Origin of the sequence: Pseudomonas sp. RIT-PI-S, assembly GCF_025642975.1 — a bacterium.
In the GTDB taxonomy this organism is placed as follows: domain Bacteria; phylum Pseudomonadota; class Gammaproteobacteria; order Pseudomonadales; family Pseudomonadaceae; genus Aquipseudomonas.
Genome location: NZ_JANZKJ010000006.1, coordinates 220,942 through 240,269, shown reverse-complemented (window position 1 = coordinate 240,269; position 19,328 = coordinate 220,942). Strand labels below are relative to the sequence as shown.

Sequence of the window (19,328 nt, the reverse complement as noted above, 5' to 3'; positions counted from 1 at the left end):
GACATGTACAGTTTGCTCTCCCCGGGGATCCGCCTGCTGGGCAGATTCACCTTCGCCGGCAAGTTCCGGCTGTTGTTCCTGCTGTTCATGCTGCCGTTGGTGGTCAGCCTGGCCATGCTCGGCAACGGCTATCGCGAGCGGCTTAACGTTATCAGCGGCGAGCGCCAGGGCGTGACTCAGTTGCAGGCGCTCGAAGCGGTTGACCGCTTGCTGAGCCAGCTACGGATGCAAGCGGCGCGCTGGAAGGCCGTGGATATCTTGCGCGAGCCGACGCCGGCGGCGAAGGCAGCGATCAACGCGCTGGAAGCCACGGGGCCCCAGCTGACGCAGGCCCTGGCGCAACTCGGGCAGGTGCTGGGTGATACCGGTGCCAGCGCTGAAAGCATGCGCCGTTACCAAGCGCTACAACAAGGCGCTACCGGCTTGAGCGTGCAGGGCCTGCGCGGCCTTGGCTGGTGGCCCGACGGGTTCGACCGCTTCACCGCGGTGATCAGCACCCTGCAGCTGTTGCGCGAACAACTGGCCATGGACAGCGGCCTGATCCTCGACCCCTGGATGGAAACCTACCTGTTGATGGAAATGGCCACCCAGCGTGCGCCTGATCTCAACGAGCGGGTAGGGCGCCTGGCCGCGGTGGGGGAGGCCTCGGTAGTGTCTGGGCAGTTCAGCCTGCAGAGCCGCTTGCAGTTGCGCGACCTGCGCAGCCGTATCAACGATGCCCGCGAACAGTTGTTCAAAAGCGGTGCTGCGCTCAATGAACGCCTGCCGGAAGCCTCTGGCGCCTGGACCGGCCAGTATGGGCGTACGGCTGCGATGCTGGACAAGGTGCTCAAGCTGCTCGACGAGCAACTGTTCGGCGGCACGGTAAACCTGAGCGCGGCGGACTTTGACAGCAACATGGATGCCTTGGTCGGCGAAGTCGTGGCCCTGCGGCAGCAGTCGCTGACCTCGCTGGACCAGCGCCTGGCCTTTTACCGGGCGGATGCGCTCGGCGAGTTCATCCCCGTAGCCGTGGGCTTCGCCGTGCTGTTGCTGGCGGCGCTGTACTTGTTCATCTGCGTGCAGACGGCGATCCGGCGCAGCGCCGCGGGCATCACCACCCTGGCGGAGTCCTTGCGCGATGGCGATTTGCGGGTGCAGGTGGCGGTGACTGGGCGGGACGAGCTGGCAGCCATTTCCCAGGCATTGAATAGCGCGGTGGTGCAGTTGCGGGGCAGCCTGGCCGGGGTGGGCCGGGAGACCGATGCTCTCGGCGGCGCCGTTTCCACGCTCACGGCCCAGGCTAGCGGCACCCTGCAGGACGTAGAACAGCAACAGTTGCAGATCAGCCAGATCGCCACGGCCGCGACCCAGCTGGCAGCCACTTCGCAAGGGGTTGCCAGGAGTTGTGAAGAGGCCGCGCAAAGCGCCCGGCACACCCAGCAGATCGCCATGAGCAGCAGCCGCCAGAGCGAGCTGACCACCCGCAACATTCAGCAGCTCAACGAACGGCTCAGCGCCACGGCCCAAGCGTTAGGCCGAGTCAGCGAACAGGGCCAGCAAATCCAGTCGGTGGTGGATGTGATCGGCGGCATCGCCGGGCAAACCAACTTGCTCGCCTTGAACGCGGCCATCGAGGCGGCGCGGGCGGGTGACCAAGGCCGTGGATTCGCCGTGGTTGCCGATGAGGTGCGCAGCTTGTCCCAGCGCACTCAGGCCTCCACGGCGCAGATCGCGGCCACGGTCGAAAGCCTGCGCGGCACGGTGCAGCAGGCGGTGGAGCTGATGCAGGCAGCCTGCGCCCAGGCCGAAGGGGACGCGGCAGCGGTCACCGGGTTGGGTGCCAACCTGGGTGAAATCGCCGGTGCCGTACAGGCCGTCAACGACACGCTGGCGCAGATCGCCACGGCCGTGGAGCAACAGGCGGCTACTGCCGATGAGGTCAGTGGCAATATCCAGCAGGTCGACCAGGCGGCGCTGCGTTTGCTCGAAGGTGCACGCGAAGTGAACAGCGCGGCGGACCGGTTGAGCGAAGGCAGCCGGGCTTTGCGTGCGAATACCGCCAACTTTGCGACGGCCTGAATCGGCTGGAACATTTTGCAACAAGATGTCAGAGTGGCGCACCTGAACAGTGCGTCTCTGACTTCCAGGTGATCCATGGCCCTCGCATCGGCAAGTTCTACCGCGCCACCCTCTGCTTCCCCCGCAACCTCCGCTAGCCCACTGGTGATGAAAGTCATCGCTGCCTGCGCCCTGGCGCACCTGATCAACGACTTGATCCAGGCAGTGTTGCCGTCGATCTACCCGATGCTCAAGGCCAGCTACGGGCTCAGCTTCGCCCAGGTGGGGCTGATCACTCTGACTTTCCAGATCACCGCCTCGCTGTTGCAGCCCTGGATTGGCTTTTATACCGATCGCCACCCCAAGCCCTTCCTGCTACCTGCGGGGATGGTCTGCACCCTGATCGGCGTGCTGATGCTGTCGATGGTCGGCAGCTTTGAAATGATCCTGCTGGCTTCGGCCCTGATTGGTATTGGCTCTTCGACCTTCCACCCGGAAACGTCCCGCGTGGCCCGTCTGGCCTCGGGCGGCCGCTTCGGGTTGGCGCAGTCCAGCTTCCAGGTGGGCGGTAACACGGGGTCCGCCTTTGGCCCATTGCTGGCCGCGGCCATCGTGATCCCCTTTGGCCAAGGCAATGTGGCCTGGTTCGCGCTGTTCGCCCTCTTTGCCATCGGCGTGCTCTACGGCCTGAGCCGCTGGTATCGCGGCCACCTCAATGCCTTCGCCGCCAAGCGCGGGCGCCAGGCCACCCACGGCTTGTCGCGCGGGCGCATTACCGGGGCGTTGGCGGTGCTGGCCTTGCTGGTGTTCTCCAAGTATTTCTACATGGCCAGTTTCACCAGTTACTTCACCTTCTACCTGATCGAGAAATTCGACCTTTCGGTGGCCAGCTCCCAGTTGCACCTGTTCCTGTTCCTTGGCGCGGTGGCGGCAGGGACGTTCTTCGGCGGCCCGATCGGCGACCGTATCGGGCGCAAGGCGGTGATCTGGTTCTCGATCCTCGGGGCGGCGCCGTTCACCTTGATGCTGCCCTACGTAGACCTGTTCTGGACCAGCGTACTCAGCGTGGTCATCGGTTTTATCCTGGCCTCGGCGTTCTCGGCCATCGTGGTGTATGCGCAGGAGTTGCTGCCCGGCAACGTGGGGATGATCGCCGGGGTCTTCTTCGGGCTGATGTTCGGCTTCGGCGGCATCGGCGCAGCGCTGCTGGGCGAGCTCGCGGATATCCATGGGATCGAATACGTGTACACCCTCTGCTCGTACCTACCGCTGTTGGGGATCCTGACGGTGTTGCTGCCGTCGACCAAAGCCAAGGGGTGAGCGTTAGCCCTACCGGCCCACCCCTGTGAAAGTGGACGATAGCCCTACCGGCCCTCCTGTGGGACTGGGCGATAGCCTTACCGGTTCACCCCTGTGGGACTGGGCGATAGCCCGGGAACCTGGAGCGCACGCGGTTCGCAGGCTGGCGCCAGCTCCTACACAGGCCCACCGTCCACCTTTGTGAAAGTGGGCGATAACCCTACCGGCCCCCTGTGAAATTGGGCGATAGCCTTACCGGTTCACCCCTGTGGGACTGGGCGATAGCCCGGGAACCTGGAGCGCACGCGGTTCGCAGGCTGGCGCCAGCTCCTACACGGGCCCACCGTCCACCTTTGTGAAATTGGGCGATAGCCTTACCGGCCCACCCCTGTGAAAGTGGGCGATAGCCTTACCGGTTCAACCCTGTGGGACTGGGCGATAGCCCGGGAACCTAGAACGCACGCGTTCGCAGGCTGGCGCCAGCTCCTACACGGGCCCACCGGCCCACCTCCTGTGAAAGTAGGCGATAACCCTACCGGCCCCCTGCGAAATTGGGCGATAGCCCTACCGACCCCTGTGAAATTGGGCGATAGCCTTACCGGTTCACCCCTGTGGGACTGGGCGATAGCCCGGGAACCTGGAGCGCACGCGATCCGCAGGCTGGCGCTAGCTCCTACACAGGCCTACCGGCCCACCTCCTGTGAAAGTGAGCGATAGCCTTGCCGGCCCACCCCTGTGGGACTGGGCGATAGCCCGGGAACCTGGAGCGCACGCGGTTCGCAGGCGGGCGCCAGCTCCTACAGCCGCCGAACAAACGCTGTAGGAGTGGGCAAGGCCCGCGAACCTGCGGCGAATGCGGTTCTTCAGCTACACCTGCCCCAGCAACCACTGGCGAAACGCCCGCAGAGATGGCAGGGCTTCGTTGCGTTCGGGGTACACCAGGTAATAGCTGCGCTTGCTGGCGACCGGCTCGCCGGTGCTGACCAGCTCCCCGCTGGCTAGCTCGTCCTCGACCAGCACGCGCGGCACCAGGCCCACGCCAATCCCGGCGCGCACCGCCTGGATCAGGTGCGAGGTGAGTTCGAAGCTTGGCCCCAGGCGCATGGCGCGGTGGGGCAGGCCATATTGGCTGAACCATTCGGCCCAGGCATGGGGGTTACTGGCCACATTCAACAGCGCCTGGCGGGCGATCCGCTCAGGGGTCAGCTCGCCCAGCGCGCGGGCGTCGTCCGGCCCCAGGATGACCACCAATTGTTCGGCATGCAGCCGATGGCAGACCATCCCTGGCACCTGCCCGCTACCCACGGCGATGGCGGCATCGATCTCGCTGGTGGCGAAGTCGACGGCTTCGATGCGTGAGTGGATGTGCACCATCATCCCTGGGTGGGCCCGGTAGAAATCCTGCAACCGCGGCAGCAGCCACTTGGAGCCGAAAGTGGGCAGGGTCGCCAGGCGCAGCGTGCCAACGCCGGACTGGAACGCCAGCGCCTGCAGGGTGGCGCTGCGAATGTGCCCCAGGGCCTCGCTTAGCTCGCGCTGGTATAGCCGGCCCACGTCCGTGAGCTGCACCTGCCGGCCCTCGCGGCGAAAGAGCGTAAGGCCCAGCAGCTGCTCCAGCGCCTGAACCTGCCGGCTGACCGCGCTTTGGGTCAGCGACAGCTCCTGCGCGGCGCGGGTGTAGCTCTCATGCCGCGCCGCCGCCTCGAACGCCAGCAGCAAGGACATGGATGGGGTAAGGCGGCGGTGATTCATTCAACAAAGTCATCAATAGGGCGCCGAATATCCGTTTGTGATTGAAGCGGTCCCCGGCGAATATGGCACCACTCCTGCGCCTAGGCTTGCGTACCCATGCGGGAAACGCAAGCGTATCGCGTGGCTGCCCCAGACCATAACGAGGCATCGACCATGATCGCCCAGCTGCACCCGGCCGCCGTGAAGGCCGACTACCGTGATTTTCTCGTGGCCCTGCAAGCCAGCGGTTTCAAGGGTGAGATCAGCGCGGATTACGCCAGCCGCACCGTGCTCGCCACCGATAACTCCATCTACCAGCGCTTGCCGCAGGCGGCGGTGTTCCCGCGTGACGCCAGCGACGTAGCCAAGGTGGCCCGGCTGATGGCCGAGCCCGCCTATACCGGTATCAAGCTGACCCCACGTGGTGGTGGCACTGGCACCAACGGCCAGTCGTTGACCGACGGCATCGTCGTCGACCTGTCGCGGCACATGAACCGCATCCTGGAAATCGACGTGGATGGCCGTTGGGTGCGGGTTCAGGCCGGCGTGGTCAAGGATCAGCTCAACGCCGCGCTCAAGCCACACGGGCTGTTCTTCGCCCCAGAGTTGTCCACTTCGAACCGCGCCACCATCGGCGGCATGATCAATACCGATGCCAGTGGCCAGGGCAGCTGCACCTACGGCAAAACCCGCGATCATGTGTTGGAGCTGCATTCGCTGCTGCTGGGCGGAGAAGCAGTCCATAGCCAACCCCTGGACGAGGCCGAGCTGGACCGCCAATGCGCCCGGCAGGACCGGGTCGGCGAGGTGTATCGCACCGCTCGCCATATCAATGCCACCCAGGCCGAATTGATCGCAGCGCGTTTCCCTAAGCTCAACCGCTGCCTCACCGGGTATGACCTGGCCCACCTGCGTGAGGCAGACGGCCGCTTCAACCTCAACAGCGTGTTGTGTGGCGCCGAAGGCTCGCTGGGGTTCGTGGTCGAGGCCAAGCTCAATGTGCTGCCCATCCCCAAGTACTCAGTGCTGGTCAACGTTCGTTACGCCAGCTTCATGGATGCCCTGCGCGATGCCCGCGCGTTGATCCAGCACAACCCGCTGTCCATCGAAACCGTGGACTCCAAGGTGCTGTTGCTGGCGATGAAGGACATCGTCTGGCACGCCGTGGCCGAGTATTTCCCCGCGGACCCCGACCGGCCGACGCTGGGCATCAACCTGGTGGAGTTTTCCGGCGATGAGCCCGCCGAGGTGGAGCAGCGGGTAAGCGCATTCGTGGCGCACCTGCATGCCGACCACAGCGTGGAGCGCCTAGGCCATACCCTGGCCGCCGGCAACGAGGCGGTGAACCGGGTGTACACCATGCGCAAGCGCTCCGTGGGCCTGCTGGGGAACGTGGACGGCGAGATTCGCCCGCAGCCGTTCGTGGAAGACACCGCGGTACCACCTGAGCAGCTGGCGGACTACATCGCCGAATTCCGCGCGCTGCTCGATGGTCATGGCCTGGCTTATGGCATGTTCGGCCACGTGGACGCTGGTGTGCTGCACGTGCGCCCGGCACTGGACATGAAAGACCCCGCCCAGGCGGCGCTGGTGCGGCCGATCTCCGATGCGGTCGCGGCGCTGACGCAGAAGTACGGCGGCCTGCTTTGGGGCGAGCACGGCAAGGGTGTGCGTTCCGAATACGTGCCGGCATTCTTCGGCGAACTGTACCCGTCACTGCAAGCGCTCAAGGCCGCGTTCGACCCGCACAACCAGCTCAACCCCGGGAAGATCTGCACCCCCCTCGAGAGCCGCGAAACGCTGCTGCGGGTCGACGAGGTGACCCTGCGTGGGGACCTGGACCGGACCATCGACGAGCGCGTGTGGCAGAGCTACGGCACCGCCATGCACTGCAACGGCAACGGCGCCTGTTACAACTATGACCCCAACGACGCCATGTGCCCGTCCTGGAAGGCGACCCGGCAGCGCTCGCAATCGCCCAAGGGGCGCGCCTCGCTGGTACGCGAATGGTTACGCCTGCAAGGCGAGGCGGGGGTCGATGTGCTTGCCCCGGCCCAGCGCCAGCCAGGCTTCTGGCACACCCTGCCGCAACGCTGGCGCAACAGCCGGGGTAAAACAGCCGGCCAGGCAGACTTCTCCCACGAGGTGTACGACGCCATGGCCGGTTGCCTGGCGTGTAAATCCTGCGCGGGGCAGTGCCCGGTGAAGGTCAACGTACCGGAGTTCCGCTCGCGCTTCCTGGAGCTGTACCACACCCGCTACCTGCGCCCGGCCAGGGATTACCTGATCGGCTCGCTGGAGTTCACCATCCCCTACCTGGCTCGGCTGCCCGGGCTGTACAACGGCCTGATGAACGCGCCGCTGGTGAAAGGCCTGCTGCAACGGCAGGTCGGCATGGTGGACAGCCCCTTGCTCAGCCGCTTCAACTTCCACGCCAGCCTCAACCGCTGGGGCGTGCAGCCCGCCACTGCGGCGCGGCTGATCGGCCTTTCCGAGGCGCAGCGGGCGCGCAGCGTGATCCTGGTGCAGGACGCCTTCACCCGGTATTTCGAAACGCCCTTGCTGGCCAAGCTGATCGAGCTGATGTCACGCCTGGGGTACCAGGTGTACCTGGCGCCGTTCTTCGCCAACGGCAAGCCGTTGCATGTGCAGGGCTTCTTGCGTGCGTTCAACAAGGCGGCGATCCGTAACGCCAGCCAGCTGCAGGCGCTTAGCGCCTTCGGCGTGCGCATGGTGGGGCTGGACCCGGCCATGACCCTGGTGTACCGCCAGGAGTACGCCAAGGTGCCGGGCATCGCTCAGTCGCCCAAGGTCGAGCTGCCCCAGGAATGGCTGCTCGACGCGCTGCCGGACACCCTCAAGGCCACCGCGCCCACGCGGTATCGGCTGCTGGCGCACTGCACGGAAAAAACCAACGCCCCGGCCAGCACCAAGCAGTGGGAAACGCTCTTCAACCGGGCCGGCCTGACCCTGGCGACCCAGGCCACCGGCTGCTGCGGGATGTCTGGCACCTATGGCCACGAGGCACGCAACCAGGACAGCTCGCGAACGATCTTCGGGCAATCCTGGGCCGCGCAGGTCGCAACCGCCGCGGACGAGCAAGGTGAAGCGCTGGCCACGGGATATTCGTGCCGCAGCCAGACCAAGCGCCTGGCCGACCGCGAGCTGCGCCACCCGTTGGAGGTGCTGCTGGAGCTTCAACGGCAAGCGTGAATTGATAGGCCACGGCGTTCTGCTGTCCACAGGTAACCCCCTGTGCCAGGAGAGCGCCATGGCCCATTCCGCTAAGCCCTTCATTCATCCGCTGGACGTCCGCCTCAGTGTCGGCACGTTGCCGATGCTCGCTGACGGCACATTGGCGAAGGTCGAGGCGGTGCGCCTCGATCGCAACGGCTGGGTGCCCAACAACCCCCAGTTGCCGGTCATCCTCTATCGCCAGGTGTTGCAACAGATGAGCGATCCGGCGTCTGCCTTCGAGCAATTGTTCGGGGTCAATCACTGGCCTGCCCAGTGGCGCGACGGCGTGTTCGACTACCACCATTACCATTCCACCGCCCACGAGGTACTCGGCTTCGCCACCGGCAGCGCCCGCCTGGTGCTGGGTGGGCCGGAGGGCTACGAGGTGACCGTGCAGGCAGGCGATGTGGCCTTGTTACCCGCCGGCACCGGGCACTGCCAACTCAGCGCCAGCGAGGACTTTCTGGTTGTTGGCGCCTACCCCTCCGGGGCCGGCTTCGACATTTGCCGGCAAGCCCCGACCGCCGAGCAGATTGAGGCCATCGAGCAGGCGCCTTATCCGCCTTCCGATCCCGTATTCGGCGCCCTAGGGCCGTTCCATCGGCTGTGGCGGGCTGACGCATGAGCGAGGCACGCCTGGGTTTTGCCTGCATGTATCGCCACCCCCTGCGCAGCTTGGCGCTAAAAGAACTCGAGGCGATCGAAAAGACCTTCAACCCGCGCACCACGACGCTGCGCTGGATCAACAGCGTCAGCGTGAAGGTCGCGCGCGATAAGCTGTTGCAGCTGGTGGAGCACAACCTCGACGCCCAGTTGCGGCTGCTGGCTTATGTGGCGCAGCTCCCGCCTACGCTGCACATGTTACGCCTGAGCAGCGACCTGCTGCCGTTGTACAGCCATCCCCAAGTGGCGCCCATCTATCACGACCCAGCCGTGCAGGCGCGTTTGCAAACGCGCTTCGCCGAGCTCGGCGACCTGGCCCGGGGCGTTGGCATACGGCTGTCGTTCCACCCCGGGCAATATTGCGTGCTGGGGTCTGATAAACCGGGGGTAGTGGACAACAGCGTGGCGGAGTTCGAGTACCACGCCGATATGATCCGCATGATGGGCTACGGCGTGCGCTTCCAGGATTTCAAATGCAATGTACACATCGCTGGGCGCCTGGGTGCCGAAGGGATCAGGGCGGCCTGGCCACGGCTGTCGGAGGTGGCGCGCAACACCATTACCTTCGAGAACGAAGAAAAGACCTACGGCGTGGATGACTGCCTGGGCCTTGCCGACCTCGCGCCCGTGGTGCTGGACATCCACCATTGCTGGATCAACGAGGGCACCTATATCGCCCCGGACGATCCCCGGGTAGCTCGCATCGTCGACAGCTGGCGCGGGGTGCGCCCGGTGATGCATTACTCGCAGCCGCCAGAGCATCTGCAAACCCTGGGGTTCAGCGCGGATGCCCCGTTGGAGATGCCTGCGCTGTTGCAGAAGGTGAACAAGCGGGACCTGTACTTGCACAGCGCGCGCATGTGGAACCACTGCACCAACGAATACGCTCTGCGCTTTCTTGACCGCTTCGACATCATGTTCGAAGCCAAGGACAAGAACCTAGCGACCTTGGAGTTCTATCAGCGTTACCTGGCTACCTGATTCGCCGGTGAATTCGGTGCAGATGCCAGGCTGTGCCTGCGCTGGGCGATGAGGTGTTGTGTGGGTTCGCACGTTGGCGCCAGCGGCTACAGCACCAAGGCCGCAGCCGCCGAGCTTGCCGGCGGGCAGACGCAGCACCGTGAACGCCTGCCGCCGGCAAGCCGCGCTGCTGCGGGTTGGCGCCTGCGGGCAACCCTGGAGTTTCCTACACACCAGTGCCGCAGCAGCCGGGCTTGCCCGCGACCAGACGCAGCACCGTGTAACGCCTGTCGTAGGCAAGCCGCGCTGCTGTGGGTTGGCGCCTGCGGGCAACCCTGGGACTTCCTACAGATGGGATGAAATCGGTGTAGACGCCAACTCTCTGCGCATAGGAGCGGGTGGGCTACAACCCCAGCTCACTCAGCCCAGGGTGGTCATCTGGCCGGCGCCCCTGCGGCCAGTGGAACAGCCGCTCGCGAGCGTCGATCGGCAGGTCGTTGATGCAGGCGAAGCGCTGCCGCATCAGGCCGTTGTCATCGAACACCCAGTTTTCATTGCCGTAGGAGCGGAACCAGTTGCCTGAATCGTCGCGCCATTCATAGGCGAAGCGCACAGCGATGCGGTCGTCGGTGAAGGCCCAGAGTTCCTTGATCAGCCGGTACTCCAGCTCGCGCGCCCATTTGCGCGTGAGGAAAGCCTCCACCGCCGCACGGCCGTTGACGAATTCGGCGCGGTTGCGCCAGTAGGTATCCGGGGTGTAGGCCAGGGCGACCTTTTGCGGGTCGCGGCTGTTCCAACCGTCCTCGGCGGCCCGCACCTTTTGCACGGCGGTTTGGGCATTGAACGGTGGAAAGGGTGGGCGTGATTCAGTGGCAGGCATACGCAGGTCCTGGGAAGGCTTGGGCAGGAAGTGGTTTCTATCATGGGGCCGATCCAGGTTTATAGGTGCAGTTGGCTGCTGTTTTTGCGGCTCAGCCCCCGCGCTTGCTTATCTCGAGAACGCCTCGTCCACAGTCCCCAGTTGTACGTCGCTCAAAGTACCTGCGTAGTAGTGCAGCTTGATCCACGCCATCAAGTAGTCATAACGCGCTTTGGCCAGGTCTTGCCGGGTGCTGTACAGCTGCTGTTCGGCATTCAGGGCGTCGAGGTTAACCCGTTCGCCGCCGGCGATGCTGTAGCGCGTGGAGACAACCAAGGCCTCGGCCGAGGCCAGTGCCTTCTCATAGGCGCGGATCTTCTGCACACCGGTGGCGCAGGCGTTGAACTGCCGGCGCAGCTGGATCAGGGTTTCTCGGGTTTTGCCTTCCAGCTCGTATTCAGCCTGCTCCAGGCCGCGGCTCGCCTGGCGGGTAGAGGCACTCATACCGCCACCGGCATACAACGGCAGGCTGATTTCTACCCCGATGGTGTTGGTGTCGTAGCGTTGGTTGTAAGTGTTGCCGCTGTCCGATTCCATGCTGCGCACCGTTGCATAGGCGTTCACTTTCGGCAGGTGCCCGGCACGGTTGCGTTGCACTTCCTGCTGGGCGACTTCAAGCAGCTCGCGCTGCGACGCCAATTCGGGGTTTTCGCTCAGGGCCAGGCTATGCCAGGCCTCGTACGTGCCCGGGGTTAGCGTCAGGAAGTGGAAGGGGACTCGCAGCGGGGCCAGGTCATCGATGTTCACCTGGGCCACGCCAATCAGCGCGCCGAGTTCGCGCAAGGCGGCGTCCTGCTCGTTCTGTGCTTCGATCTCCTCGGCCCCGGCCAGCTCATAACGGGACTCAGCCTCCAGAATATCCGTGTGGGTGCCCTCGCCCTGATCGAACAACTGCCGGTTTTGCTGGAATTGCTGCTCGAAGGCCTTCTTTTTCGCCTGGGCAATTTCGATCTGGTCGCGGGTGAACAGCGCCTGGCTATAGGCGCTCAACACCCGCACCAGCAGCTCCTGGCTTTTACCGCGGAAGGCCTGGTCGGCGAACAGTGCCTGGGCCACGCCCTTGCGGTAATTGGCGTAGGCCTCGTAGTCGAACAGCGGCTGTTGCACGGTCAGGGTGGAGCCATAGCTGTTGTAGTGGCGGTCTTCCTGGCTGTTGGGCCGGTTCTCGCTCTTGTAAGTGGCTTCGGAGTCGTTGCGCCCTTTGTTGTAGCTCCACGAGGCCCGCGGCAATAAACCCGCGCGGCCAATGTTGCGGTTCTCCAGGCCTGCGTCGCGCTCCTTCAGCGCGCCGAGAAACACCGGGTCGTTGCGCAGGGCTTGTTCGTACACTTCGAATAACCCCAGCGCCTGTGCCTGGGGGACGGCAAACATCCACAGCAGCATCCATAGCCACGTTTTCATGTACCGAAACATCCTATTCCTCGGTCAGCGCCAGCCCTGCGCGGTCCATCAAGGGCTTGAACAGGTAATTGAGAAGGGAGCGTTCGCCGGTGCGCACGAACATCTGCGCCGGCATGCCAGGCTTGATCACCAGCCCGTGCAGCTTGGCCATGGCCTGGTCGCTGACGCTGCTGCGCAGCACGTAGTAAGGCTGGCCCGTGCGCTCGTCGAGCAACTGGTCGGCAGAGATCAGGCTGACGGCGCCCGGCACGCGCGGGGTGCGGCTCTGGTTGAAGGCGGTGAACAGGATGTCCACCGGCAGCTGTTCGCTCACCTTGTCGACCATTTGCACCGGCAGGTGGCCTTCGACTTCCAGGCCGCCGCCTTGCGGCACGATCTCCACAAGCGACTCCCCGGCGCGCACCACCGCGCCTTCGGTGTGCACCGCAAGGTTTACCGCGATGCCGTCGGAAGGGGCGTCGATCTCGCTGTGGGTAAGGCTGAACTGCGCCGAGGTCAGCTGTTGCGCGAGTGTCTGGCTTTTCAGTTGAGCGTCGGCCAGTTGCGTGCGCACTTCTTTCTGGTACTCCTCCACCCCCTGTTGCAGGCTGAGCCGCGACTGCTCCACCTGTTGAGCGATGCGCCCGGTATCGCCTGCGTTTTGCGCAAGGTCGCGTTGCACCTGGGACAGCTGCCGGCCGTAGTCGAGCAAGCGGTTGCGCGCCACATAGCCGCGCTCGGCCAGCGAGCTGAGGCTTTGCAGCTGCTGGCGCAACGAATCGGCTTGCGCTTGCAGGTCCACCCGCGCCTGGCGCATACCTGCCAGCTGCGCCACCCCGCCTTCGATATTGGCGCGGATGCCCGCTTGGGCGCCTTCATACGCTTGGCGGCGGCTGCTGAACAATTGCCGCTGGCCTTCGAGCACTTCGTTCACCCCCGGGTCCGCCTGCTTGAGCAGCACCGGCGGGAACATCACCTGGCGGCTGCCATCTCGCTCGGCCTGCAGCCGCGCCACGCTGGCCAGGGCCAGTTGCTGCTGAGCCTGCAACGACTGCACATCGGCCGCTACCTGGGTGTGATCCAGGGTAAACAGCGGTTGCCCCTGCCGCACCGCCTGGCCCTCGCGCACCATGATCCGGCTCAGCACCCCGTTATCCACCGACTGCACTGCCTTGCGCTTGCCCGATACCACCACCGTGCCCTGCACCGGGATGCCTTGGTCCAGTGGGGCTAAAGCCGCCCAGGCAAAAAAGCTGCCTGCGCCGAGCAATGCCAGCGACCAGCCCACGCCGACGAAGAAGCCTGCACTGCGTTCTTTGTGGATGCGCTGTTCAGTCATGGCGCTGGCCTCCTTGCACGCTGGTGAATTGACGGCTCAAGCTGACCCCGGTTGGGCGTTCCGGCACCGCCGAAGCGCCAGACAGCGCCCTCATCACATCGGCACTGGGCCCGAACAACTGCAAGCGGCCTTCGTTGAGCACCAGCAGGCGGTCGGCCTGGTTGAGCACCGCCGAGCGGTGGGTGATCAGCACTACGGTGCAGCCGCGTGCCTTGAGCTGCGCGATGGCGCTGGCCAGCGCGGCTTCACCATTGGTGTCGAGGTTGGAGTTGGGTTCGTCCAGCACCACCAGCTTGGGCTCCCCATACAGCGCCCGCGCCAGTGCGATGCGTTGCTTCTGTCCGCCGGAGAGGCCGCTGCCACCGTCCCCGAGATGGGTGTCGTAGCCCTGTGGCAGGCGCAGGATCATTTCGTGCACGCCGGCCATCTGTGCAGCCGCGACGACTTTTTGCGGGTCGGCATCGGAAAAGCGCGAGATGTTCTCGGCAATGGTGCCGCTGAATAATTCGATGTCCTGGGGCAAATAGCCCACATATTGGCCCAGCGCTTCGCGATCCCAGCGGTGCAGTTCGCCGCCGTCCAACCGCACCGAACCCGCCAGCGGTTGCCATACGCCGATCAGCACGCGCGCCAGGGTCGATTTGCCCGAACCGGAGGCACCCAGCACCCCAAGCACGTCCCCGGCATTGAGGGCGAACCCCAGCTGATGCAGGGTGATCGTTCTGCTGCCCGGAGGCGCTGCGCTGACTTGCTCCACGCTGATCTGCCCGGTAGGCGCGGGCAGTGGCATGGGTGTGGCGCGCTCGGGATGGTCCACCAGCAAGGCATCCAGGCGCTGCCAGGCGAGCCTCGCGGAACTCCACTGTTTCCACACTGCGATCACCTGGTCGATAGGTGCCAGGGCGCGGCCCATCAAGATCGACCCGGCGATCATCATGCCGCCGCTGATCTGGCCTTCGATCACCAGCAAGGCCCCCAGGCCCAGCACCAGCGATTGCAGGCACAGGCGCGCCGCCTTGCTCAATGAGCCGATCACCGCGCCTGTGTCGCTGGCTCGGTTCTGCCGCGCCAGGTACTGGTCGTGCAGCGCGAACCAGCGCCGGCGCAGCGGTGCCAGCATGCCCATCGCCTGGATGGTTTCGGCGTTGCTCAAATGGCTATCGGACAGCTGGCTGGAGGTCGTGGAGAAGTGGCCCGCTTCGGCCAGCGGCTTGCGCGTAAGCGCTTCGTTGAGCCAGGCCAGCACCACCAGCAGCACTGCGCCGCCGCTGGCGAGCAGGCCGAGCCAAGGGTTGAACACAAAAATGACCAGCAGGTACACCGGAAACCAGGGGGCATCGAAAAACGCGAACAAGGCCGGGCCCGTCGCGAACTGGCGCACCAGGGTCAGGTCCGCCAATGCCTGGGCGGCACTGCCTTCGGCCCTGCCTAGGTTGCGCTCGAAGGCGGCCTGGTATACCCGCAGGTTGAGGCGGCGCTCCATCTCGCTGCCGATGCGGATCACCACGAAGCTGCGCACCGCTTCGAGCAGGCCGATGAATACGAAGAAACCGACGACCATCGCCGTCAGCATGGCCAGGGTGGTTTCGTTCTGTGACGACAGCACCCGGTCGTACACCTGCAGCATGTAGATCGAGGGCACCAGCATCAGCACGTTGATCAGTGCGGTAAAGGCACCGACGCTGAGCAGGATGCCTTTATAGGCCTTGAGCGTATCCCACATGGGCGCGCGCGGCGCACGGCTTGGCCGGGCTGATGTCATGAAGTGTTCGTCCTTGAAAGAAGCCGATCAGAAGCGCGTGGGGTCTGGCGTGGTTGCCCGTTGCAGGTAAAGCACCTGGCTGTTTGGCAGGGTGGCCATGTAAAAGCCTTCCCGTTGCCGGCCCATGTGGAGCAGGGTGTCGCCATTGCTGTCGACCAGCGCAATGCCGTCTGGGGTGGGGAACCAGGTTGCCGGCGCCCCGCCCAGCAGGCGGCCGGCGCAGGCCAGGTCGCCCGCCAGCGTTTCCCCGGCTTCCACCAGGGCGATGGCGCAGGGCTGGCGCTCACCCCCGGCAGGGTAAAGGTGCCAGGCGCCGGCTAATTCGGCGGGGCTGGCGAGACGTAAGCTACTGGCCATGAGAGGGGCTCCGCTGAGTGTTAAAAGCGTCGTGACCAGGCACGCCGCAAGGGTTCGATTCATCGATGACTCCACGCTGTTGAAAGGGCGGCACCGCGGTGCCGCCCCTCGGCTTACACCACGATATCGGTGGTTGCCGCCTGGCCAACGGTGCTCACCAGGAAATCAGCGATACGGTCGCCCGTAAAGTCGATCGACAGGTTGCTACCTGTGCTGGTCTGTACCAGTGTCGCCTGGCCGGCCACGCCGCCAAAGGCGCTGACGAAGGTCAGCGGGATATGGCTGCTGGCAAACTCTGGCAGGCCCGACAGGTCGATCTTGTCCTGACCGCTGACGAAGTCCATGAGCGAATCTGCCGTGCCAGGGCGCGAGTCGCTGCTGGCGCCGAACACGAAGGTATCCGCGCCAGTGCCGCCCCACAGCTTGTCAGCGCCGGCACCGCCGTAGATCAGGTCGTTGCCGGCCCCACCCCTAAGCTCGTTGGCGGCACTGTTGCCGATCAGCAGGTCGCTGCCCGAACCACCGATGGCGTTTTCCAGCACCACGCCCTTGGCGATGGATACGTTGCCCACCAGCCCGCCAACGTCCGAGAACGAACCTTCGTTGAGGTTGATCTTCTGGTTGTTGGTGTAGCCGGAGAAGTCCAGCGTGTCCTTGCCGCCACCGTCCCATACCGCGAACACCAGCTTGGACGACGACGAGGTCGCCGAGTAATAGTCGCGGTCGGCAGTGGAGTTGAAGCCGTAGGTGGTATCGCCGGCACGCGTGGCGAAGTTGGCGCCATACAGCTTTTGGATCGCGGTGATGTCATCGAGCAGCGGCGCGGAGGAGTAAGCACCCTTGAAGCTTTGCCCGGTGTTGGTCTCGCTCCAGTAGCTCATCACGCTGTAGCCGCGGGTATCTTGGGCATAGTCCGCGTCGGCATAGGTTGGGTTGCCTTCGCCAGCGTTGTAATCGCCGGGGTGAGACAGGCCCAGGGTATGGCCGATTTCGTGAGTCAGGGTCTGGCGCCCGTAGTTGTTGGTGCCCGGGGTAGCGTTGACCTGATAACTGCTGTTGATCATGTACCAGGATTCACCGTCGTGACCCGGGGCAGTGCCAGGCAGGAAGGCGAAGGCGGCGCCGCCGTTGTCGCCATCGTAGTTGCCAAAGCTCATGTGCCCGTCACCACCGGAAGCGGCTTGGGTGAAGGTCACCTTGGCCACGTCCGCCCACGACTGCATCGACAGCTTGGCCTGCTGTTGCTGCAGTGCGGAGAACGCCGAGAACCTACCCACGTCGAGTTCCGCGAAGTTGCTCGGTGCCCGGGTGAGGAAGCTGTAGGTCAGCTCGATGGTGCCGCTGTGGTTCTGGTCAACCCAGGCGGCATGGTCACGCAGGATGTGGTCCGCTGCCTGATCGTTGGTGTACGAGGTTTTACCGTTGATGGGCGCGCCACCACGGTCGTACTGATGGCTGAACGTGCTGAGTTGGTTATAGGCCGAGCTTGGGCCTTGAGGAATTGCATTTACTGCATTGAGTTTGAGTTTCGACATTCAGACAGTTCCTTGTCTGCGTTGAAAAAAAGATCGAGACAAACCCGGGGTACGAGTTCGTCCGATCACTCGTCTTGCGTAAAGCAGGAAAAAAACTGACACACCATTGGATCCATCGTCCAGCGGTTTCCGGCGACTTGTAACAGGTTTTTTCATATTTGTGACAATTGCGACATATTCTTGCAAAAAGGAGGCGCCCGTCGTCAATTCGCGGCCTATTGCTACTATTTGATTCAACGGCGCTGCATATCGACATAAAAAAAGAGTCTCATGCCCCTTTGGCGGTGTTCTTTGACACACACCGATCCACTGCCTATACCTTCGCTTTCACCTTCAGCAGGCAGGTAGCCACATGGACAGCCGCAGCCCTGGTCAGCGTTGGCAGTCGGCCATCCGTAGCAAACCCCTTCGCAGGCCGTCCTCGTTGCGCTCCAGTTGCCCAAGCCTACCGTCGCCGCTCAACGCCCAGGTGGCGGGCCAGGCGCACGCCGTGGGGAGTGCAGTGGCGCCAGCACCACCCTCAGGGCAGCCGCCAGCCAGCCGTGCACCCTGGGGCGTAATCAGTCGGTGACCATTACTCAGGAAGGGGCATTGGCGTCGATACCGGTGCTGCGGTCACGATTGAAAACGGGCTCTCCGGCGGGCTCAGCCGGGCGCGTTAACAGCGGTGCGCTCAGCGGGAGCAGGGCGTGAGCATCACCGGCGCGCTGCTCAGAGGGGAGATCCGCAAGCTTGGTTACGCCACTGACGGCCACTGGCGCGAGGCTGAGGTGAACTACACCGCCCAAAGCCGCAGCGACTACGCCGCCGCCGCGGCAACGGTGGCGGTGAAAGTGCCGTTCTGATCCACACGAGCACAACGGGCGCAGGCATTGAACTTCCTTTTAAGCGCTGGGTTCAGCTGAGGGTAAGCGATCGTTCGTTCACCAGAAGGAGACCCAGAATGCCTGAATCAGACGGCAAAATTCGCTACGGCGTGGTCGCAGGCGGATCGATTTCCCAAGGCGCCTTCATGCCGGGCGTCGGCCAGACCGACAACTCCGTAATGACCGCCCTGGTCACCGGAGACCCGGTCAAGGCCGAGAAGTTAGCGCAGCGGTATAAGCTCAAAAGCTATAGCTACGAGCAATTTCCTGACCTGCTGGCTTCGGGTGAAATCGATGCGGTGTATGTGGCAACGCCGAACTTTCGGCATCGGGAGTTCGTGATTCCGGCGCTGGAGGCCGGTATCCATGTGTTACTCGAGAAGCCCATGGCCACGAACGAAGCCGACTGCCAGGCCATGCTCGAAGCGGCAAAACGCTCTGGCGCTAAACTGATGGTTGCCTATCGCTTGCATTGCGAGCCCGGAACGCTGGAGATGATCGAGCGCGTGCATGCCGGGGAATTCGGCGAGCCGCGGCTGTTCACGTCCACCTTCACCCAGGTAGTGAAGGCCAGCAACCACCGCACCCAGAATGGTTTTGGCGCAGGGCCGGTCGCGGACATGGGGCCCTATCCGTTGAACATGGTGCGCCAGCTGTTCGCCGCGGAGCCGATCGAGGTCAGCGCCGTGGGCGTTCAAACGCCCGGCAGCGGCATGGATACTTGGGACACGGTCACGGTTTCGCTGCGTTTCCCCGGTGAACGCCTTGCCCAGTTCACGGTGAGCTACACACTGCCGGGCAGTGAGCGCTTCCAGCTGATAGGCACCAAGGGCGAAATCGAGGCCTCGCCGTGCTTCGGTTATGGCGAGGGCGTAGCCATCAGCTACCGGGCCATCATCGGTGAGCAGACTCGCGAGCATATGCACCCGGTGGTCGACCAGTTTGCCGGAGAGACGGCTTACTTCTCCGACTGCATCCTCACCGACCAAGACCCCGAGCCGGATGGTGACGAGGGCTGGCGCGATGTGCGGGTAATCGCCGCCATCGAACGGGCGCTCGAAACCGGCCAACCACAGCAGCTCGACCCTCTGCCGGGCAAACGCACCGCCAGCCGAGACCAGCAGCAGAAATTGCCGTTGGCCGAAACGCCGGGCTATATCAACACCGAATCGCCTACGGCTTCGGAGTAGCCCATCGCCTTTTTTCCGACGGACCCTGGCAGTTCTGCCAGTTGTTGGAG

General features: G+C 64.2%; 14 protein-coding genes. 7 read left to right on the top strand and 7 right to left on the bottom strand.

All coding sequences use genetic code 11. The features are described from left to right. The first annotated feature begins 3 nt into the window (after nt 1-3). Together OGL93_RS11405 and OGL93_RS11400 are read left to right on the top strand one after the other, a co-directional pair. Nucleotides 4-2,061 (top strand): methyl-accepting chemotaxis protein, encoded by a 2,058-nt coding sequence (locus tag OGL93_RS11405; RefSeq protein ID WP_263262746.1) that lies wholly within the window; start codon nt 4-6, stop codon nt 2,059-2,061. 75 nt (nt 2,062-2,136) lie between these two features. Further along, complete coding sequence (locus OGL93_RS11400; protein ID WP_276583497.1) at nt 2,137-3,360, top strand: MFS transporter; 1,224 nt, start codon at nt 2,137-2,139, stop codon at nt 3,358-3,360. Nucleotides 3,361-4,206: 846 nt separating this feature from the next. On the opposite strand, the gene OGL93_RS11395 is transcribed toward OGL93_RS11400, so the two are convergent. Further along, nucleotides 4,207-5,091, bottom strand: coding sequence for a LysR substrate-binding domain-containing protein (locus tag OGL93_RS11395; protein ID WP_263262744.1), 885 nt, complete (start codon nt 5,089-5,091; stop codon nt 4,207-4,209). Between the two features lie 153 nt (nt 5,092-5,244). Here OGL93_RS11395 and OGL93_RS11390 point away from each other — a divergent pair, with 153 nt between their 5' ends. The 3 genes from OGL93_RS11390 to uvsE are packed head-to-tail and all read left to right on the top strand — an operon-like array spanning nt 5,245 to nt 9,951. Continuing rightward, on the top strand, nt 5,245-8,283 hold the full coding sequence (locus tag OGL93_RS11390; protein WP_263262778.1) for an FAD-binding and (Fe-S)-binding domain-containing protein: 3,039 nt from the start codon (nt 5,245-5,247) through the stop codon (nt 8,281-8,283). Nucleotides 8,284-8,341: 58 nt separating this feature from the next. Then, on the top strand, nt 8,342-8,932 hold the full coding sequence (locus tag OGL93_RS11385; RefSeq protein WP_346659640.1) for a cupin domain-containing protein: 591 nt from the start codon (nt 8,342-8,344) through the stop codon (nt 8,930-8,932). After that, nucleotides 8,929-9,951, top strand: coding sequence for a UV DNA damage repair endonuclease UvsE (gene uvsE / locus OGL93_RS11380; RefSeq protein WP_263262743.1), 1,023 nt, complete (start codon nt 8,929-8,931; stop codon nt 9,949-9,951). The genes OGL93_RS11385 and uvsE overlap by 4 nt, the downstream gene beginning before the upstream one ends. Nucleotides 9,952-10,333: 382 nt before the next feature. On the opposite strand, the gene OGL93_RS11375 is transcribed toward uvsE, so the two are convergent. The 6 genes from OGL93_RS11375 to OGL93_RS11350 all read right to left on the bottom strand — a co-directional run bounded on the left by OGL93_RS11375 (nt 10,334) and on the right by OGL93_RS11350 (nt 17,222). After that, nucleotides 10,334-10,810 carry a nuclear transport factor 2 family protein gene (locus OGL93_RS11375; RefSeq protein ID WP_263262742.1) on the bottom strand — a complete coding sequence of 159 codons (477 nt, stop codon included), beginning with the start codon at nt 10,808-10,810 and terminating at the stop codon, nt 10,334-10,336. A gap of 108 nt (nt 10,811-10,918) precedes the next feature. After that, nucleotides 10,919-12,250 (bottom strand): TolC family outer membrane protein, encoded by a 1,332-nt coding sequence (locus OGL93_RS11370; RefSeq protein ID WP_263262741.1) that lies wholly within the window; start codon nt 12,248-12,250, stop codon nt 10,919-10,921. 13 nt (nt 12,251-12,263) lie between these two features. Beyond that, on the bottom strand, nt 12,264-13,568 hold the full coding sequence (locus tag OGL93_RS11365) for an HlyD family type I secretion periplasmic adaptor subunit (RefSeq protein ID WP_263262740.1): 1,305 nt from the start codon (nt 13,566-13,568) through the stop codon (nt 12,264-12,266). Continuing rightward, nucleotides 13,561-15,330, bottom strand: coding sequence for a type I secretion system permease/ATPase (locus OGL93_RS11360; protein ID WP_263262739.1), 1,770 nt, complete (start codon nt 15,328-15,330; stop codon nt 13,561-13,563). The genes OGL93_RS11365 and OGL93_RS11360 overlap by 8 nt, the downstream gene beginning before the upstream one ends. Before the next feature lie 27 nt (nt 15,331-15,357). Continuing rightward, nucleotides 15,358-15,687 (bottom strand): protease inhibitor Inh/omp19 family protein, encoded by a 330-nt coding sequence (locus OGL93_RS11355; protein ID WP_263262738.1) that lies wholly within the window; start codon nt 15,685-15,687, stop codon nt 15,358-15,360. Nucleotides 15,688-15,800: 113 nt separating this feature from the next. Continuing rightward, a complete protein-coding gene (locus OGL93_RS11350) occupies nt 15,801-17,222 on the bottom strand; it encodes a serralysin family metalloprotease (protein ID WP_263262737.1) in 1,422 nt (473 codons plus the stop codon). Between the two features lie 689 nt (nt 17,223-17,911). On the opposite strand from OGL93_RS11350, the gene OGL93_RS11345 reads away from it, so the two are divergent. Next, nucleotides 17,912-18,067, top strand: coding sequence for a hypothetical protein (locus OGL93_RS11345; protein WP_263262736.1), 156 nt, complete (start codon nt 17,912-17,914; stop codon nt 18,065-18,067). Between the two features lie 98 nt (nt 18,068-18,165). Continuing rightward, nucleotides 18,166-19,278, top strand: coding sequence for a Gfo/Idh/MocA family oxidoreductase (locus OGL93_RS11340; protein ID WP_263262735.1), 1,113 nt, complete (start codon nt 18,166-18,168; stop codon nt 19,276-19,278). The last annotated feature ends 50 nt before the right edge of the window (nt 19,279-19,328 follow it).

Bases quoted from the DNA above. Each gene is read 5' to 3' on its own strand.
- OGL93_RS11355 (WP_263262738.1), bottom strand. From the start codon at position 15,687: ATGGCCAGTAGCTTACGTCTCGCCAGCCCCGCCGAATTAGCCGGCGCC.
- OGL93_RS11400 (WP_276583497.1), top strand. From the start codon at position 2,137: ATGGCCCTCGCATCGGCAAGTTCTACCGCGCCACCCTCTGCTTCCCCC.
- OGL93_RS11375 (WP_263262742.1), bottom strand. From the start codon at position 10,810: ATGCCTGCCACTGAATCACGCCCACCCTTTCCACCGTTCAATGCCCAA.
- OGL93_RS11340 (WP_263262735.1), top strand. From the start codon at position 18,166: ATGCCTGAATCAGACGGCAAAATTCGCTACGGCGTGGTCGCAGGCGGA.
- OGL93_RS11385 (WP_346659640.1), top strand. From the start codon at position 8,342: ATGGCCCATTCCGCTAAGCCCTTCATTCATCCGCTGGACGTCCGCCTC.
- OGL93_RS11405 (WP_263262746.1), top strand. From the start codon at position 4: ATGTACAGTTTGCTCTCCCCGGGGATCCGCCTGCTGGGCAGATTCACC.
- OGL93_RS11370 (WP_263262741.1), bottom strand. From the start codon at position 12,250: ATGAAAACGTGGCTATGGATGCTGCTGTGGATGTTTGCCGTCCCCCAG.
- uvsE (WP_263262743.1), top strand. From the start codon at position 8,929: ATGAGCGAGGCACGCCTGGGTTTTGCCTGCATGTATCGCCACCCCCTG.
- OGL93_RS11365 (WP_263262740.1), bottom strand. From the start codon at position 13,568: ATGACTGAACAGCGCATCCACAAAGAACGCAGTGCAGGCTTCTTCGTC.
- OGL93_RS11360 (WP_263262739.1), bottom strand. From the start codon at position 15,330: ATGACATCAGCCCGGCCAAGCCGTGCGCCGCGCGCGCCCATGTGGGAT.
- OGL93_RS11390 (WP_263262778.1), top strand. From the start codon at position 5,245: ATGATCGCCCAGCTGCACCCGGCCGCCGTGAAGGCCGACTACCGTGAT.
- OGL93_RS11350 (WP_263262737.1), bottom strand. From the start codon at position 17,222: ATGTCGAAACTCAAACTCAATGCAGTAAATGCAATTCCTCAAGGCCCA.
- OGL93_RS11395 (WP_263262744.1), bottom strand. From the start codon at position 5,091: ATGAATCACCGCCGCCTTACCCCATCCATGTCCTTGCTGCTGGCGTTC.